At 62.3% G+C, this 17,066-nt stretch carries 18 protein-coding genes; 8 read left to right on the top strand and 10 right to left on the bottom strand.

Annotated elements, in window-relative coordinates:
- The 6 genes from DQW77_RS17270 to DQW77_RS17295 all read left to right on the top strand — a co-directional run.
- On the top strand, positions 1-490 hold a 490-nt coding region (locus DQW77_RS17270), incomplete at its 5' end, for a sugar phosphate nucleotidyltransferase (protein WP_258523909.1).
- 18 nt (positions 491-508) lie between these two features.
- Entirely contained in the window at positions 509-1,492 is a 984-nt protein-coding gene (gene galE, locus DQW77_RS17275) for a UDP-glucose 4-epimerase GalE (RefSeq protein ID WP_113259516.1), read from the top strand.
- Between the two features lie 54 nt (positions 1,493-1,546).
- Positions 1,547-2,590, top strand: a complete 1,044-nt coding sequence (locus tag DQW77_RS17280) for a glycosyltransferase family 2 protein (protein ID WP_113259518.1) — start codon at positions 1,547-1,549, stop codon at positions 2,588-2,590.
- Between the two features lie 179 nt (positions 2,591-2,769).
- Complete coding sequence (locus DQW77_RS17285) at positions 2,770-3,756, top strand: glycosyltransferase family 2 protein (RefSeq protein WP_113259520.1); 987 nt, start codon at positions 2,770-2,772, stop codon at positions 3,754-3,756.
- Positions 3,753-5,477 carry a beta-1,6-N-acetylglucosaminyltransferase gene (locus DQW77_RS17290; protein ID WP_113259521.1) on the top strand — a complete coding sequence of 575 codons (1,725 nt, stop codon included), beginning with the start codon at positions 3,753-3,755 and terminating at the stop codon, positions 5,475-5,477. Before DQW77_RS17285 ends, DQW77_RS17290 begins: the two co-directional genes overlap by 4 nt.
- 6 nt (positions 5,478-5,483) lie before the next feature.
- Entirely contained in the window at positions 5,484-6,914 is a 1,431-nt protein-coding gene (locus DQW77_RS17295; RefSeq protein ID WP_113259523.1) for a sulfotransferase family 2 domain-containing protein, read from the top strand.
- Between the two features lie 28 nt (positions 6,915-6,942).
- Here DQW77_RS17295 and DQW77_RS17300 read toward each other — a convergent pair whose 3' ends face one another.
- From DQW77_RS17300 to DQW77_RS17345, 10 genes are all read right to left on the bottom strand, one after another.
- A complete protein-coding gene (locus DQW77_RS17300; protein ID WP_113259525.1) occupies positions 6,943-7,407 on the bottom strand; it encodes a PTS sugar transporter subunit IIA in 465 nt (154 codons plus the stop codon).
- Between the two features lie 53 nt (positions 7,408-7,460).
- Complete coding sequence (gene hpf, locus DQW77_RS17305) at positions 7,461-8,024, bottom strand: ribosome hibernation-promoting factor, HPF/YfiA family (RefSeq protein ID WP_113259527.1); 564 nt, start codon at positions 8,022-8,024, stop codon at positions 7,461-7,463.
- A 222-nt stretch (positions 8,025-8,246) separates the two neighbouring features.
- Positions 8,247-9,002, bottom strand: a complete 756-nt coding sequence (gene lptB / locus DQW77_RS17310) for an LPS export ABC transporter ATP-binding protein (RefSeq protein WP_113259529.1) — start codon at positions 9,000-9,002, stop codon at positions 8,247-8,249.
- Positions 8,999-9,517 (bottom strand): LptA/OstA family protein, encoded by a 519-nt coding sequence (locus tag DQW77_RS17315; protein WP_113259531.1) that lies wholly within the window; start codon positions 9,515-9,517, stop codon positions 8,999-9,001. Before DQW77_RS17315 ends, lptB begins: the two co-directional genes overlap by 4 nt.
- Positions 9,514-10,128 (bottom strand): LPS export ABC transporter periplasmic protein LptC, encoded by a 615-nt coding sequence (gene lptC / locus DQW77_RS17320; RefSeq protein ID WP_113259533.1) that lies wholly within the window; start codon positions 10,126-10,128, stop codon positions 9,514-9,516. The genes DQW77_RS17315 and lptC overlap by 4 nt, the downstream gene beginning before the upstream one ends.
- A complete protein-coding gene (locus DQW77_RS17325) occupies positions 10,128-10,739 on the bottom strand; it encodes a ribonuclease D (RefSeq protein WP_113259535.1) in 612 nt (203 codons plus the stop codon). Before DQW77_RS17325 ends, lptC begins: the two co-directional genes overlap by 1 nt.
- Positions 10,740-10,839: 100 nt before the next feature.
- On the bottom strand, positions 10,840-11,262 hold the full coding sequence (arfB, locus tag DQW77_RS17330) for an alternative ribosome rescue aminoacyl-tRNA hydrolase ArfB (protein ID WP_113259537.1): 423 nt from the start codon (positions 11,260-11,262) through the stop codon (positions 10,840-10,842).
- 296 nt (positions 11,263-11,558) lie between these two features.
- On the bottom strand, positions 11,559-12,365 hold the full coding sequence (gene mepA, locus DQW77_RS17335; protein ID WP_258523911.1) for a penicillin-insensitive murein endopeptidase: 807 nt from the start codon (positions 12,363-12,365) through the stop codon (positions 11,559-11,561).
- A gap of 116 nt (positions 12,366-12,481) precedes the next feature.
- Positions 12,482-13,816, bottom strand: a complete 1,335-nt coding sequence (locus DQW77_RS17340) for an MFS transporter (RefSeq protein WP_113259539.1) — start codon at positions 13,814-13,816, stop codon at positions 12,482-12,484.
- A gap of 58 nt (positions 13,817-13,874) precedes the next feature.
- The gene (locus DQW77_RS17345; RefSeq protein ID WP_113259541.1) at positions 13,875-14,411 is read right to left on the bottom strand and encodes an acyl-CoA thioesterase; all 537 of its coding nucleotides are present in this window, start codon (positions 14,409-14,411) and stop codon (positions 13,875-13,877) included.
- 126 nt (positions 14,412-14,537) lie between these two features.
- Here DQW77_RS17345 and DQW77_RS17350 point away from each other — a divergent pair, with 126 nt between their 5' ends.
- Entirely contained in the window at positions 14,538-14,825 is a 288-nt protein-coding gene (locus DQW77_RS17350; RefSeq protein WP_113259547.1) for a YggT family protein, read from the top strand.
- 76 nt (positions 14,826-14,901) lie between these two features.
- Entirely contained in the window at positions 14,902-16,947 is a 2,046-nt protein-coding gene (gene recQ / locus DQW77_RS17355; RefSeq protein WP_113259545.1) for a DNA helicase RecQ, read from the top strand.
- Positions 16,948-17,066 lie beyond the last annotated feature (119 nt).

Below are 17,066 nucleotides of genomic sequence, written 5' to 3' on the forward strand. Positions count from 1 at the left end.
CGTGATCGCGGCGGAAAAGCCCTGCCTTGAGCAGATGGTGGAGGCGTTCGCGGAAACGCAGGGCAACATCGTCGCCGCGATGGAGGTCCCGGACGAGACCGCGTCGAACTACGGTATTCTCGACGTGAAGGAGGACATGGGGTCGATCGTGTCCACGCAGGGGATGGTGGAAAAGCCCGAACCGGGCAGCGCGCCGTCGAACCTCGCGGTGATCGGGCGCTACATTCTCACGCCACGGGTGCTGCAGAAACTGAACCAGAAAAAGACCGGCGCCGGTGGCGAGATCCAGTTGACCGATGCCATCGCGGACGCCCGCGACGATGGCGAGGAGGTCTATGGCTTCCGCTTTCGCGGCCAGCGCTTCGATTGCGGCTCCAAGGCCGGGTTCCTGCAGGCGACGGTGGCCTTCGCGCTGGCCCGCCCGGACCTGCGCGACGATCTGCAGGCCTATCTGCACGACGTGGTCTATGCCGGCCGGGCTGCACAGTAGAGGGCGCGGGACGATACAGTGACAAATATCCTCGTTACCGGCGGTGCGGGTTACATAGGTTCGCACGCCTGCAAGGTCCTGGCGGCCGCCGGGCATACGCCCGTCACCTATGACAACCTCAGCACCGGATGGGCAGATGCGGTTCGTTTCGGACCGTTCGAAAAGGGAGACCTGACCGACCGGAACCGCCTTGACCAGATTTTCGCAGCTTATCAGCCGGCCGCCGTGCTGCACTTTGCGGCGCTTAGCCAGGTTGGCGAAAGCATGCGTGAACCGGGCCTTTATTGGCACAACAACGTAGCCGGATCCCTGACCCTCTTGCAGGCGGCGGTTCAGGCGGGGTGCGACAAGATCGTGTTCTCCTCAACCTGCGCCACCTACGGAGAGCAGGACAAGGTGGTTCTCGATGAAGAGAGCCCGCAAAACCCGATAAACGCTTATGGCGCCTCGAAGCGCGCGATCGAGGACATGCTGCGCGATTTCGAGGCCGCGCATGGCCTGCAGCACGTGATTTTCCGATATTTCAACGTGGCGGGCGCCGACCCGGAGGCAGAAGTGGGAGAGTATCATCGGCCCGAAACTCATCTGATCCCGCTGATGCTGGACGCGGTGGACGGCAAGCGCGACGCGCTGACCATATTCGGCACCGATTACGACACGCCCGACGGAACCTGCATCCGTGACTACGTACATGTGATGGATCTGGTCGAAGCGCATGTTCTGGGCCTGGACTGGTTACAGGAGGGCAAGGACAGCCGGGTGTTCAACCTCGGCACCGGCACCGGATTCTCGGTGCGCGAGGTGATCGAGCAGGCGGCAGCCGTCACCGGCCGCGACGTGCCCTACCTCGAGGGGCCGCGGCGCGACGGAGATTGTTCCAAGTTGGTTTCGGGATCGTCCCGTGCAGAGGCCGAGCTTGGCTGGCGGCCCCGGCACTCCACACCTGACCGGATGATCGCGGATGCCTGGCGGTGGCACCAATCTGGACACTACGAGAAATAGCAGCGACCCTGACGACCGGGCCGCTTGCGGGGGCGGGGCAGGAAGTTGATCTCGATGCGGGAATGGCAGGACAGGCGGGCCCGGCTGCGGGATTTGGCGATGGCCTATCGCCTGCGCTGGAAACGGCGGCGCCTGTTGTTCCGGGCCCTGCGCAAGCGTCGGCAGCTCACTCCGGTATCGGATCGGACCGCGGGGATCGCGCCTGGTGCGATCCTCGCGGCGATGACAGTGCGCAACGAAGCCACCCGCCTGCCCTTTTTCCTTGAGCATCATCGTCGCCTCGGGGTGGCGCATTTCCTGGTCGTGGACAATGGCAGCGATGACGGCACCCGCGATTACCTCGCCGCGCAAGCCGATGTGTCCTTGTGGTCGACGCAGGCGAGCTATCGTTTGTCGCGGTTCGGGGTGGATTGGCTGACCTGGCTTCAGATCCGGCATGCCCACGGGCATTGGTGCCTCACCCTCGATGCCGACGAGATCTTCATCTATCCCTACCACGACACCCGAGACCTGCGGGCGCTCGCCGGGTGGCTGGAGCGGCAGGGCCACGCCTCCTTCGGTGCCATGATGCTGGACATGTATCCCAAGGGCCCGCTGGCCGAGCAGACCTATGCATCCGGCGACGATCCCTTCCGGACATTGCAATGGTTCGACAGCGGCAATTACATGATACAGCGCAAGCCGGACCTGCAGAACCTGTGGATACAGGGAGGCGTGCGCGCGCGCCGCTTCTTTGCCGGGAATCCGCGTCGCGCGCCCACGATGGGAAAGACACCCTTCGTCAAGTGGAACCGGCGTTACGCCTATGTCAGCTCAACACATTCGCTTCTGCCACGGCGGCTCAACCATGTTTACGATACCGAGGGCGGCGAGCGGATTTCGGGAATTCTGCTTCACACGAAATTCCTGCCCGAGGTGGTGCGCAGATCGGGCGAGGAAAAGCACCGGCAGGAGCATTTCGCCAACAGCCGTTTCTATGACAGCTATTATGACACGCTTGCCGGAAACCCGGATTTGTGGTGTCCGCAGTCGCGCCGCTTCACCGGCTGGCGACAGCTTGAGGCAATGGGCCTCATGTCACGCGGTGGATGGCCCTGACGGGTGAGGCACCGATAAGAGTTTACCGGGCGGCCATGACACCTTATCCTTGCGTCAATCAGGCAAGACCCGGATCACAGTCCGGAAAAATCAACTCTTAACGTCCGGACCGTAAGCTTGCGGCCATCCGGGGTGAAACGGCAGGGGGCAAGGGCTTGGGCGTATGGCAGTCCTACCGTATGCGCGTCAGGCGCAAATACGCCAAGGCACGTGCCTGGCGCAAGCATTTCGCCCTGCGCCCCGTTTCGGACAATACCGCCCGCATCCGTAGCGGCGACATCCTGTTGTTTTCGACCTTCCGGGATGAATATGTCAGGCTTCCGTTCTGGCTGGATTATTACCGCAAGCTGGGGGTCGGGCATTTTCTGCTGGTCGACAATGACAGCACCGATGGCGGCCGCGAATTTCTGGAGCGGCAGCCGGACGTGTCGCTCTGGACGACGCGCGGCAGCTACAAACGGTCGCGCTTCGGTGTCGATTGGCTCAACTGGCTGCAACAGAGATACGGTCACGGGCACTGGACTCTGGTCGTCGATCCGGATGAATTCTTTATTTATCCGTTTTGCGACACGCGCCCGATCCGGGCGTTGACGGATTGGCTGGACGTGTCGCAAGTGCGATCATTCGGGGCCATGCTGGTGGATATGTATCCCAAGGGCCGGATTGATGCGGTGCCCTACGAGGCCGGACAGGACCCGTTGGAAATCGCCGCCTGGTTTGATCCGGGCAACTATTCGATCAAAAAGAACCATTTCTATGGAAACCTGTGGATCCAGGGCGGGCCACGGGCGCGCGTCTTCTTTTCGGATCTGCCGCGAAAGGCGCCCGCGCTGAACAAGACTCCGCTGGTGCGTTGGGACCGGCGCTATGCCTATGTCAGTTCCACGCACACCCTGCTGCCCCGGGGCCTGAACCTCGTCTATGACGAATGGGGCGGTGAAAAGGCCAGTGGCGCGCTTTTGCATACCAAGTTTCTCGATACCTTCACAACCAAGGCCAAGGAGGAACTGCACCGCGGACAACACTACGCGAACAGTGCCGAATACCGCGCCTATGCAGAAAAACTCAGCCAGGAACCGGAGCTTTGGTGCAAATGGTCTGAGAAATATATAAACTGGCGCCAACTGGAAATCCTCGGACTGATGTCAAAGGGGAACTGGGCATGACGGACGGGCAGGGGCAGCAGGCACAGGTCGGCATCGTGATGCTGGTGCACACGGCTTTTCACCGGGCCGAACAGGTGGCGCGCCACTGGTCTGCGGCAGGCTGCCCGCTGGTGATCCATGCCGACAAATCCGTGCCCGCGAAAACATACGACGCCTTCATGAAGGCCCTGTCGGATGTTCCTAACCTGCGGTTCTCACGCCGCTACCGCTGTGAATGGGGCACTTGGGGGCTCGTCGCCGCGACGCAGAGCGCCGCCGAGGTGATGCTGGCCGATTTCCCCGAGGTGCGCCACGTCTACCTGGCGTCTGGATCATGCCTGCCCCTGCGTCCGGTCGAGGAGTTGATCGAGTACCTGGCACAGCGGCCACAGACCGATTTCATTGAATCCGCCACCACCGCCGATGTTCCATGGACGATCGGGGGGCTGGATCACGAACGTTTCACCCTTCGCTTCCCGTTCTCTTGGCGACGCCACCGTTATCTTTTTGACAAATACGTCGACCTTCAGCGCCGTCTTGGCGTGCGCCGCAACATTCCCAATGCGATCGTTCCACATATGGGATCTCAGTGGTGGTGTCTGACGCGGCAGACGTTGTCGGCCATATTGCAGGATCCCGAACGGCCCACCTATGATCGGTATTTCCGCCGTGTCTGGATCCCGGATGAAAGCTATTTCCAGACCCTCGCACGGCTCTATGCCCGGCGTATCGAAAGCCGGTCACTGACCCTGTCGAAATTCGACTACCAGGGAAAACCGCATATCTTTTATGACGACCATCTTCAGCTTCTGCGCCGTTCGGACTGTTTCGTCGCGCGCAAGATCTGGCCCGATGCCGACCGGCTTTATCAGGCGTTCCTGAAAGATCCTGACAACACGATGGCCCGGACCGAGCCGAACCCCGGAAAGATCGACAGGATTTTCGCAAAGGCGGTGGATCGTCGGGTCTATGGGCGTGCCGGCCTCTACATGCAAAGCCGCTTTCCGGTCGAGGGGCGTGAGAACGGGCTCACCAGTGCGCCCTATTCGGTGTTCGAGGGATTTTCGGAACTCTTCGAGGATTTCGAAACGTGGCTGGCCCGAAGCACGGGCGCGCGGGTGCACGGGCATCTCTTTGCTCCTGACCGTGCCCAATTCTCGGACGGTCAGACAGTCATGAATGGCGCACTCAGCGACAGTGCGGCACTCAGGGATTATAATCCACGTGCCTTTCTTGCGAACCTGATCTGGAATACCCGTGGCGAACGCCAGTGTTTCCAGTTCGGTCCGGGTGACACACAGACGATCGAATGGGACATGGCAAAGGACAACAATGCGCAGATATCCGTCATCACCGGGGCCTGGGCTGTGCCGCTGTTCAAATCCAACCTGAATTTCGCCGACATCCGCACCGCGGCAGCGCAGCTACAGCGTATCGAAAGCAAGCATCTCGATGTGCTGCGCTCGCAATGGACTAAGGCGCGCGTGCGGATCTGGAGCATGGCGGAATTCGTCGAATCCCCGATGGAGCCGCTGCAGGTGGTAATCGACGAGATGGGACTCAGCCGGGCGCAGCGCGGCTTGTCCGAGGCGCCGCGCATGACGGACCTGACAGGCTTTGGCCAGTTTCTGCAGAACCTCAAGAACCAGGGCATGCATCCCTATCTCATGGGAAATTTCCCGGCCGGGCACGACATGCCCGAACCCCGTCCGCCGAAACGCAAACCCTACCTGGTGCGATAGCTGCCGATGGAAGGACGTTTCGACTATTTCGTGATCCTCGCGGACATGCGCACCGGCTCGAATTTTCTCGAGTCCAATCTCAATGCCATTGATGGAATCACCTGTCATGGCGAGGCGTTCAATCCGAATTTCATCGGCTATCCCAACCGGACTGAAATCCTTGGTGTGACACAGGCAATGCGCGAGGCGGATCCCGAACAGCTGATCGGTCGAATCCGTCGGGCCCCTGGCGGGATCTCCGGCTTTCGTCTTTTCCACGATCACGATCCACGTGCGCTGGATATCTGTCTAGGCGATCCATGTTGCGCCAAGATCGTGCTGACGCGCAATCCGGCGGAAAGCTATGTTTCCCTCAAGATCGCGCAACGGACCGGCCAGTGGAAACTGACGAACGTGAAACGCCGCAAGGATGCGCGCGTCCGTTTCGATCCGGCCGAATTCGATGCCCATGTGAGCCGCCTGCAAGCGTTCCAGGTGGATATCCTCAACCGGCTGCAACGTTCGGGGCAAACCGCGTTCTACCTCGATTACGAGGATCTGACAGAGGCCGGGATAATCAATGGGCTGGCCCGGTTCCTCGGGGTCGAGGGGCAGCTGGACGGACTTGATGGCACCCTCAAGATCCAGAATCCCGAACCCCTGTCCGAAAAGGTCGAAAACTTCGAGGACATGCAGCGCGCGGTGTCGGGGATGGATCGGTTCAACCTGTCCCGGACCCCTAATTTCGAACCACGCCGCGGCCCTGCCGTACCGCATTACATCGCCGCCGTGCGGGCGCCACTCTTGTATATGCCTGTGCATGGCGGACCGGAAAGGGAGGTCGCGGAATGGTTGGCCGCCCTTGATGGTATGCCGCCGGAAAACCTGCTGCGCGGGATGAACCAGAAGGATCTTCGGCAGTGGAAGCGCCGCAACATCGGTCACCGGAGTTTCACCGTGCTCCGGCACCCGGTGGCGCGGGCGCATGCGGCTTTCTGTACCCGCATCCTCAACCGCGGGCCGCAATGTCTGAACGAAATCCGCAAAACGATGCGAAATTTCCACAAGGTTCCGATCCCCGGTCCCGGCCCCGATGAAACCTATGACCGCGCTGCGCATCGCGCGGCCTTCGAGGCATTCCTGAAAGTGGTAAAGGCAAACCTGCGAGGGCAGACCGGCCTGCGAGTCGATCCCAGCTGGGCTACACAGGTGGCGGTGCTTCAGGGCATGGCGCAGCTCGTGCCGCCCGACCTTGTCCTGCGTGAGCAGGAGATTGCCGGCGCGCTGCCGGCGCTGGCCGCGATGGTCGGGTATGACGGGGCACCGGCCCCCGAAACGGCTGCGGCGGACATGCCCATTGCGTTGTCGGAAATTTACGATGACGGTATCGAGGCGCTGGCCGCCGATATCTATCAACGCGATTATGAAATATTTGGTTTCGGTCCCTGGAAAGCCTGACAGGTCAGCGCCGGGACAGGGCCGGGCATCAGGCGGCCTGAGCCGCCTGTGCCTCTGTCAGGATCGTGTAAAGCTTGCCGGGATCGTCATTTGCACGCAACTTGCTGCAAACCGATGTCTCGCGCAGGGTCCGCGCGACCAGTGCCAGAGCCTTCAGATGTGCCACCCCCGCATCATGGGGCGCAAACAGCGCAAAGACCAGATCCACCGGCTGCCGATCCACGGAGTCGAAATCGACCGGCTTGTCGAGCCTCAGGAAGGCGCCTACGACATCGCTCAGCCCATCAAGCCTTGCATGTGGCAGCGCAACGCCCTGGCCCACGCCCGTCGGCCCCAGGCTCTCGCGTTCCAGAAGCGCGTCAACGGCGGACGTGGCCTCCACACCATGTGACGATTGGCACAGGTCGCCCAGTTCATGCATCACGCGCTTCTTGCTTGAGGCCGAAGACAAGACGCGCACGGCCTCGGGCCTGAGGATGGTTTCTAGGTCCATGAGTCCTGCTTTTCTCTGCCCGGCCGGGGCTTCAGCCCGCGACGGTCCTCGTGTTACGGATCGATCCAGCCCACATTTCCATCATCGCGACGGTAGACCACATTCAATTCGTCCTTCGCCTCGTTGCGGAAAACCAGAACCGGCGCCCCTGCCAATTCCATCTGCATCACCGCCTCGCCGACGGAGAGGGACGGAATCCGCGTCTCTATCTCGGCCACGATGATGGGCTGAAGGGTCTCGGGCTCCGAATCCTCGCTATCCTTTTCTGATGCGAGGATATACGAGGATGCCCCCGCGATTTCAACCGGCTGTGAGCGGTCACGGTGATGATCCTTGAGCCTGCGCTTGTAGCGGCGCAGCTGTTTTTCCATCTTTTCGCTGCATTTGTCGAACGCCGCATAGATCTCGTGCGCGCGGGCCGTCGCCTGCGCGGTCAGACCGGTGGAAAGGTGAACGATGGCCTCGCATTGAAACTCGTTGCCGGACTTGGAGAAAATCACATGCGCGTCTGTCGGACGCTCGGCATACTTGGCCACGGCGCTGCCCAGTTCGTCCTTCACATGGGTTTGAAGCGCGGCACCCACATCAATCTGCTTTCCACTGATTTGATAGCGCATTTTTTCTCCTTCATTTTTATGTACCGGTGCCGGCCGCACCTTTGCGGTACGTCGCGGGCGCGGTCGTCCGGGAGGTGGAAAACGACATCGCGACGGTTGCCCGGCACCCTGCCCTTGGCTTGGGCCGGTTCGGGACTGGCTCGACAATCGCGGATGTCATGCCCCCATTTGAGGCGCTTTGCCCGGTATTTGTCAATGCAGATCGGACACACGCAATACGGTTCAGGAAATTCGGAAAGTATCGCCAAGATAAACCCGGCGCACATTTTCGTTACGTACCACTTCTTCGGGGGTGCCCGACATCAGAACCTGCCCGTCATGCAGGATGTAGGCACGATCGACGATCTCCAGGGTTTCGCGCACGTTGTGGTCCGTGATCAGAACCCCGATACCGCGATTTCGCAGATCGGCAACCAGATGGCGAATATCCCCCACGCTGATCGGATCGACACCCGCAAACGGTTCGTCCAGAAGCAGGTAACGCGGATGCGCCGCCAAACAGCGGGCGATCTCGACACGGCGGCGTTCCCCGCCGGAAAGCGCGAGAGCGGGCGCCCGCCTCAGGTGTTCGATCGAGAATTCCGAAAGTAGCTCCTCCAGCCGCTCGCGCCGCTTGTGGCGTTGTTTCACCGAGATATCGAGGATCGCCATGATGTTGTCCTCGACGGAGAGACCCCGAAAAATGGACATGTCCTGAGGCAGATACCCGATGCCCATCTTGGCACGGCGATACATCGGCAGGGTGGTCACGTCCTGGCCGTCGAGATAAACATGCCCGCCTTCAGGGTAGATAAGCCCGGCAATGGCGTAGAAAGTCGTTGTCTTGCCCGAGCCGTTGGGCCCCAGAAGCGCCGCCACCTCGCCCTGCCGCACCGTCAATGACACATCGCGGATCACCACCTTGCGCCGATAGCTCTTGCGCAGGTGCTCCACGGTCAGGCCGGTGCTTTCGTGAACCACGAAATCAGGCGCGTTCATTCGTCAGCCTCCTGTTGGAGCACGGTATTGACGTTGCCGGTCATGCGCGCCGTGCCTGCCACGGTATCGACGGTCATTCTGTCGCCCGACAGTGCCGCGCGCCCCTGTACCAGAAGAACACTGCCGCGCATCCTGACAACGCCGCTCTCGATGATATAGTCCGCCTCTGCGGACTCGGCCGCATCCTCGCCGCTGACAAGTGTCACGCCGCCGGTGGCATGCAGGCTGGCGATTCCGCTGCCGTCCTTTTGATAGATGACCTCGACTCGCGGCGCCGACAGCCGCATTTCGCCCTGCCCGATCACCACGTTTCCGGTGAAAATCGCTGTTCCGTCCTCCTGATCCACGGCGAGGGATTCGGACGTCACCTCGACGGGCAGGCCACTCTCCTCGCGCATCTTGCCGAACGCAACCTGCGCACCTTGTGCGCAGGCCGGTGCAGCTACCGTGAAGGCCACCGCGAAGCAAAGCGCAAGTAGCGGGAAATTTGCGGAAATCCGGATCAAGCTGCTCATTCCTCGGGTTCTGGCGGCCGGTATATCAGCTTGACACCATCGGTGAAAAGCAATTGTGCCGCCCCGTCCCCTTTGGCCGAAGTCAGAAGAAGACGTCCGGCTGTCAGGTCTCCGGGCGGGCCGCTCCCGGTGACGGCCCCGCGCGATTCCACACGCAGCGTGTCGAACCGGGTTTCCAGCAGCGATGTCCGCATCTTGTAACCCGAAGATGTCTCGATTTCCACATCCCCGCCAAGAACCGCGATCTGCCGGCGCTGATCCAGTGATCCCTGCAAGGATGTCACCGTCACAACTCCGCCCCGCGCCAGCCGGATACGCGAGGATACGTCCTCGGCCTTCAGCTGATCGCGGTCTTCCGGATCCGGTCGCACGGCTTGGGCCTGGAACCTGATCCTGTCCCCGCCGAGCGTGACACCGGTGAATGTGGGATTGGTCGCGCCCTGATCGCTGGCACGCTGCGTCAGGTCGATCTGCGCGAAGGGAATGGAGTCCGACGGGTCCACCTTGCGCGACAGGAGAAACAGCGTTGAAAGAAGCCCCAGGGCAGTCAGCGGCAGGATGATTTTCATCCATGCCACGAGGCGTGAATAGAGGTTATCCCCCGTGGTCATCAATGCGCGAAAATGTCCGTCTCGGGCCAGCCGGCCAGATCCAGCCGTGCCCGCACGGGCAGGAAGTCGAAACACGCGGCGGCCAGGCCGGCACGCCCCTCACGTTCCAATCGCCGGTCAAGCTCGTCACGAAGGCGGTGCAGATAAAGCACGTCCGAGGCCGCGTAATCGAGTTGCGCCTGACTTAGCTCGGGCGCCCCCCAGTCCGAACTTTGCTGTTGCTTCGAGATGTCCACGCCCAGCAATTCCTGCAGGAGGAACTTGAGTCCGTGCCGGTCGGTGTACGTGCGGATCAGCTTGCTGGCGATCTTGGTGCAGTAGACCGGCGCGGCCAACGCGCCAAAAGCATTGTACATGGCCGCGATGTCGAAACGCCCGAAATGAAACAGTTTCAGCACGTCACGGTCCTCCAGAAGCCGGCAAAGATTGGGCGCCCTGGTTTGGCCGCGCGCCACCTGAATCATGTGGGCATCGCCGTCGCCGGCGGAAATCTGTACCACGCACAACCTGTCACGATGCGGGTTCAGGCCCATCGTTTCGCAGTCGATGGCAACGATCCGCCCCAGATCCAGATCGTCGGGCAGATCGCCCATGTGAAGATGGTTCGCCATTTTCTTTCCCCGGCAGCAATGTATCCATGCGGTTGTCTATATCGTCCGAAATCCTCCTGCCACCCGGAATTCCCTTTGCGGCGCTACGTTGCCGGGCGGATCAATCCTCCCGGTCCACACGACCGCGCAGGGCCTTGACCGTGCCGCGCTCCTTCTTTGCCTTGAGGCGGCGTTTTTTCGATCCCAGCGTCGGGCGTGTCGGGATGCGCCGCTTGGGTTTCCGTGTGGCCTTGCGGATCAGCTCAGCCAGACGTTCGCGCGCGATCTCGCGATTGCGCGCCTGGCTGCGTTCGTCCGATACTTGGATGACCACCGTGCCGTCACGGCTCCAGCGTTGACCGGCCAGCCGCCGCAGCCGCCGCTTCACCGACTCTGGCAGGTTGGGGGAGCGTTCGGCCTCGAACCGCAATTCCACCGCGCTGCTGACCTTGTTAACGTTCTGCCCGCCGGGGCCGCCGGCGCGGATGAACTGCTCGGTCAGTTCCCAATCCGCGATCTCGATATCGTCGTTGATCCTCAGCATGGTCGTGGGTCTCCGCCTGCCCGGCACCGGAACCGGAAAGGGCCGCCCCGCAACGGGACGGCCCTTCCAGAGTCTAGGAGGTGTGCCGGTTAGGCGCACCAGTCCGAATGGGCGCATCGCCCGAGGGCTGCCTCAGACGCGGTCCTCCCGAACTGTCCCGACACCTTTCTCCAATACCTCTACAGACACTGGATCACCTCCTTTCGTTTGTTGAACTCAAGCGTAGCGTGCCACAGAAAACAGGTTTGTCAAACCAAATCATGTGGCCGTGTCCGAATTCCCGTCAGGATGTGGCGTCAATTGGCCTGAAGTACCGAAACGCACTGGCGCGGCAGATCGGCCATTGTCAGTTCACGCCGCGGTTTGGGCGGTGGAGCGTCCGGATCGGGCGGCGGCGGATCGAGGATGTTGTCCACCCATTCCTGCGCCCCTGCGCACCCGTCGCCGGGCGGGGGTGGCGCTTGGTTCACGCAGCCGCGTGCGCCATCCGGGCAGCGCAGGCGGACATGGAAATGATAGTGATGCCCCCACCACGGCCGGATCTTGCGCAACCATGCGCGATCCCCTTTTTCATCGCTGCACATGCGCACCTTGGCCCCGGGAAAGACGAAGATGCGCGCGGTGCGTGGATCCTGCGCCGCGGCCTTGATGATCTCATGGTGCTGGCGCGTCCATTCCGCGTTTGTATAGGCGCCTCTTGCACGGCGCAGCGAGATCGAAGACAGGCTTTCGCGATCTGCGCGGCTCAGGGTCAGGCGATCTGCGGGCCGCATCCAGATATCCACGTCAAGGCCAAGCTGATGGCTGCGGTGCCCGCTGAGCATGGGGCCGCCGCGCGGCTGGCTGATATCCCCGACATAGAGCCCGTTCCACCCCGGTTGCGCCGCCGCTTTGCGTGACAGCGTCTTTATGAAATCAACCACGTCGGGATGTCCCCAGTTGCGGTTGCGCGACAGCCGCATCGCCTGCCATGTCGGCCCGGTTTCAGGCAATTGGACACCGCCGGCAAGGCACCCCTTGGCGTAACTGCCATATGGACCCCCGTCATGCTCCGACCCGGCCCTCATGGCGCCGAACAACTGCTTGGCGTGGACGCCCCGCATCTCTTGTGGAACATTCTGGGTCGAAACCGCCTGAATCCGCGCCGTGCCGTCCTTGCCGGCGCCCATGCACCCCGCAAGCCCGAGCCCCAGAATGATCAATGCCGCCGCGCGCCTGGTCATGGGTCGTCCCCGTCCGGTTTGACCCAGAATAGCAGCACCAGTCCCAACAGGAAAAGAACAATCAGCGGTGTTACCCCGATAGGCTGGCTCTGGCTGAGGCTGGTCACGATCCCGATGCTGAGCGGTGCGATGAAGCTCGTGGCCTTGCCGGCAAGACCATAAAGACCGAAAGCCTCGGTCATGCGGCCGGGAATGGCCTGGCGCACCATCATCGTGCGGCTTGCGGTTTGTCCCGCCGCGCCCGCCGCTCCGATCACAATGCCGAACACGTAAAAGGCAAGGTCGGGCAGATTTGAATCCGCCGCAACGGCAATGCCATAGATCGACCCGCGCGATACGAAAAGTATCGAAACGGCGACGAACAGCAGCAACAGGATGCTGGCGACGATCACGCGCTTCGGCCCGAACCGCGCATCGGCATATCCGCCGACAACGGCGAATAATGCGCCCGAAACGATCGCGAGAATACCGAAGATACCCACATCCACCACCGTCCAGCCCAGCATGCCGGCTGCGTAGATGCCGCCGAAGAAATACATACCGTTCAGGGCATCGCGATAGAACATCGAGGCCCCGAGATAGGCAAAGAGCGAAGGCGTTCGCGGCAGGTGACGGATCGTGGTCAGAACTTTCCGCAGCGCCAGCTTCAGGGCACCCGGCGGGGCGCCTGCAGGCTTGGGATCGTACACCCACAGGAAGAACGGAAGCATGAACACGATATACCAGAGCGCCGTGAGCGGCCCGACGATCCGGGTGCCTTGCCGCGTTTCCGGGTCCAGCCCGAGGGCCGGGCGCAGGCCGATGAACGTGCGGCCCGTATCGCCGCTCTCGGCAAAGAAGAAGAGCATCAGAAGAAGCGATATGAAACCCCCGCAATATCCCAGGGCCCAACCGTGGCCTGATATGCGCCCTATCTCTTCGCGGGTGCCCAGATCGGGAAGCATGGAATTGGTGAAGATGGTGGCCAGTTCCATCCCGATCATGCCAAGGGCGAAGAAACACAAGGTCAAAAGCAGGTTGAAATTGTCCGGCGCCGCCCACCAGAGCCCGGCCGCCCCGATCACGTACATGGCTGAAAAGCCCCAGATCCACTGCATTCGGTTGCCCGAGTTGTCAGCCATCGCGCCCAGGACCGGCGCAAGCACCGCGATGATCAACCCTGCAAGCCCGATGCCGAAGCCCCATGCCGACTGCGCCGCGGTGCCATCGCCCATGAGTTCCTTTACATAGGGCGCGAAAATGAAGGTGATCAGCAAGGTGTTGTAGGGTTGACTTGCCCAGTCGAAGCAGAACCATCCCACGATGCGCTTGCGCAGAGTTCCGCCCGCCATGATGTCCTCTCGCCCCGGTGCCTGCGCGATATGACAGGTGCGCGCGCCTGCTTACAAGCTATTCCTGCTCCGGTGGCCAGGGGCGCTGTGCCTCCGCGTCGATCCAGGCGGTGATCCAGTCCGGCAGCGCAGGGGCGGCACCGTCATGACCCATCTCCGTCAAGACATCGGAGGGGGCGACGATGCCATCCCGGCCGGTCACGGCCGCACGGTAGAGGATGTGATTGGCGCAAGCGCCGTCCCGCCGCCACATCGACTGTTCGACATAGAAGAACCGCGCATCCCAGCCGGCCAGGCGAGATTGCATGCGGACGCGATCGAAAACCCTTACGCGATGGCGGTACCGCACGCTTGCACCCGCCATTGTAAGGCCCCAGCGGTTGCGCTTGAGCACTGCGATCAATCCGATGCGGCCGGCCAGCGGAATGCGCCCGAGATCGTAAAGGGTCAGGGTGCGCCCGTTGTTCAGTTCGCGCCACAGGTCGATGTCCCAGGGCAGGCAGCGGTGATGCGAAACATGCGTTCCGGTCGGCGGCAGCGAGGGCGCGCGCCGGTGCCGGGCCATCTGCCATATCAGACGCAGGACTGGATACATTTCGACCTCCTTTGCGGGCCTTCTTCATGCCCCGACCGGGCGGGTCAACCACAACCCTGCGTCAGGCTTGCGCTTTGCTTTGTGTCGCCTTACCTGTTGGGCGTTGCGAAACGGAGGTAAATGCCGATGCTGTCCATAATGCAGATCATTCTGCTGATCCTGGACGTCGTCTGGTTCATCATCATCGTCCATGTGATCATGAGCTGGCTGATAAATTTCCAGGTTCTCAACCTTGGTCAGCCCTTCGTGGCGCAGGTCTGGGAGGGGCTCAACCGGTTGCTGGAGCCGCTCTACAACCCGATCCGGCGTATCCTGCCCGCGATGTCGGGAATCGACCTCGCGCCGCTGGTCGCACTGGTCGGGGTTTATGCCCTGCGGATCGTGATCATGAACAACATGGCCTCATTCTACTGATCCGGGCTTGTGCCCCGATTCGCGCTGTGAAACATTTCCCGCCAGAGCAGTAACAGCCACCAGATTGCGGGATTTGATGCCGGACGCCGCGACGCTCCTGCGCGATATATTCGGATTCGATGGCTTCCGCCCCGGGCAGGAAGAGATCGTGGATGCCGTTGCGGACGGGCACAACGTGCTTGCGATCATGCCCACGGGGGGCGGCAAATCCCTGTGCTTCCAGCTTCCGGCGCTGATGCGCGAGGGTCTGACGGTGGTGATCTCGCCCCTCATCGCGCTGATGCGCGATCAGGTCCGTGCCCTTCGTGAAGCCGGGGTCGAGGCCGGGGCGCTTACCTCGGGCAATACCGAAGAGGAAAGCGATGCGGTGCACCGGGCCCTGGATGCGGGGCGTTTGCGGCTTCTCTACATGGCGCCGGAACGGCTTGCCTCCGGGTCGGCCACGATGATGCTGCGCCGTGCGGGGGTTTCGCTCATCGCCGTGGACGAGGCGCATTGCGTGTCCCAATGGGGCCATGATTTCCGTCCCGACTATCTGCGGATCGGGGAGTTGCGCCGCGCCCTCGGCGTGCCGCTTGCCGCCTTCACCGCGACAGCGGATGCCGAAACCCGTGCCGAGATTGTCGAGAAACTCTTTGACGGCTTCCCGCCGAGGACCTTCCTTCACGGGTTCGACCGGCCCAACATCCACTTGGCTTTCTCCGCCAAGGACAGCCCCCGCAAGCAGCTCATGGAGTTCGCTGCTGGTCGCAGGGGGCAGCCGGGAATCGTCTATTGCGGCACCCGCGCACGCACAGAAACACTCGCGCAGGCCCTGCGCGATGACGGGCACAGTGCCTGTCATTACCACGGCGGAATGGACGCCGCGGAGCGCCGCACCGTCGAGGCCCGGTTCAATACCGAAGACGGTCTGATTGTCGCCGCCACGGTGGCCTTCGGGATGGGCGTGGACAAGCCCGATATCCGCTGGGTCGCCCATGCCGACCTGCCCAAGTCCATCGAAAGCTATTATCAGGAAATCGGCCGCGCCGGCCGCGACGGCGCCCCGGCCCAAACGCTCACCCTGTTCGGTCCCGATGACATCCGCCTGCGCCGGTCGCAGATCGACGAGGGGCTTGCCCCGCCGGAACGGCGCACCGCCGATCACGGGCGGCTCAACGCGCTTCTGGGCCTTGCCGAGGCGCAGGTCTGCCGCCGAGAGACGCTTCTGCGCTACTTCGGAGATGACGTGGTCAGCTGCGGTAATTGTGATCTCTGCGATACCCCGCCAGACGTGTTCGATGGCACCGAGGCGGTTCGCAAGGCGCTTTCCGCAGCGTTGCGCACCGGTGAAAACTTCGGAGCCGGCCACCTGATCGACATCCTGACCGGCACCACCACCGACAAGGTGCGCCAGCGCGGGCATGATAGCCTGCCCACCTTCGGCGTCGGCCGGGATATGGACCGCCGCACCTGGCAGGGGGTGTTCCGGCAGATGATGGGCCGGGACCTGCTGCGCCCGGATCCCGAACGTCATGGTGCCCTGTGCATGACCGAAGCGGCCCGGCCGCTCCTGCGCGGGGAGGATACGATCACCCTGCGCCGCGACACGCTGGCCTCGAGGGTCCGGCGCCCCGCGGTCCGCGCACTGGTTTCGGACGAGGATGCGCCGCTTCTCTCGGCGCTCAAGGCCAAGCGACGTGCCCTGGCCGAGGCGGCAGGCGTTCCCGCCTATGTGGTCTTCAATGACCGCACCCTGATCGAGATGGCCGAGGCGCGCCCCTCAAGCCTTGACGCGATGGCGCGTATCGGCGGGGTCGGTGCCAAGAAACTCGAACGCTACGGTGCCGATTTCCTTGCGGTGATCACCGGCGCGGTCGCGGAGACGCATCCCGCCCGCCGCCGGCTTGCCGGGCGGACCGCCGGGACCCTTTTCGACAGGCTTCAGGATGCGCAGGCGCGCCTGACTCGCGGCGAGGACGGCACCGGAAAGTATCTCAGTTGCACGCATTCCACCCTGCGTCATCTTGCGGAACGGCGCCCTGCCAGCCTTGAGGAAATGGGCCGCCTGCCGGGAATGGGCGCGCAGAAAGTGGACCGTTTCGGCGCCGCCTTTCTGGACGTGCTGCGCGAGACGGACTAGGCGGCGTCTGCATTTAGGGGATTCCCAAATCGGTTCTCGTTTGATTCAAGATCAAAAACGGGAGGCGATCTTGAGCAGACGGACTTTGACAGACAGGCAGTGGGCGATCATCGAACCTT

Origin of the sequence: Roseovarius sp. TE539 (genome assembly GCF_003298505.1) — a bacterium.
In the GTDB taxonomy this organism is placed as follows: domain Bacteria; phylum Pseudomonadota; class Alphaproteobacteria; order Rhodobacterales; family Rhodobacteraceae; genus Roseovarius.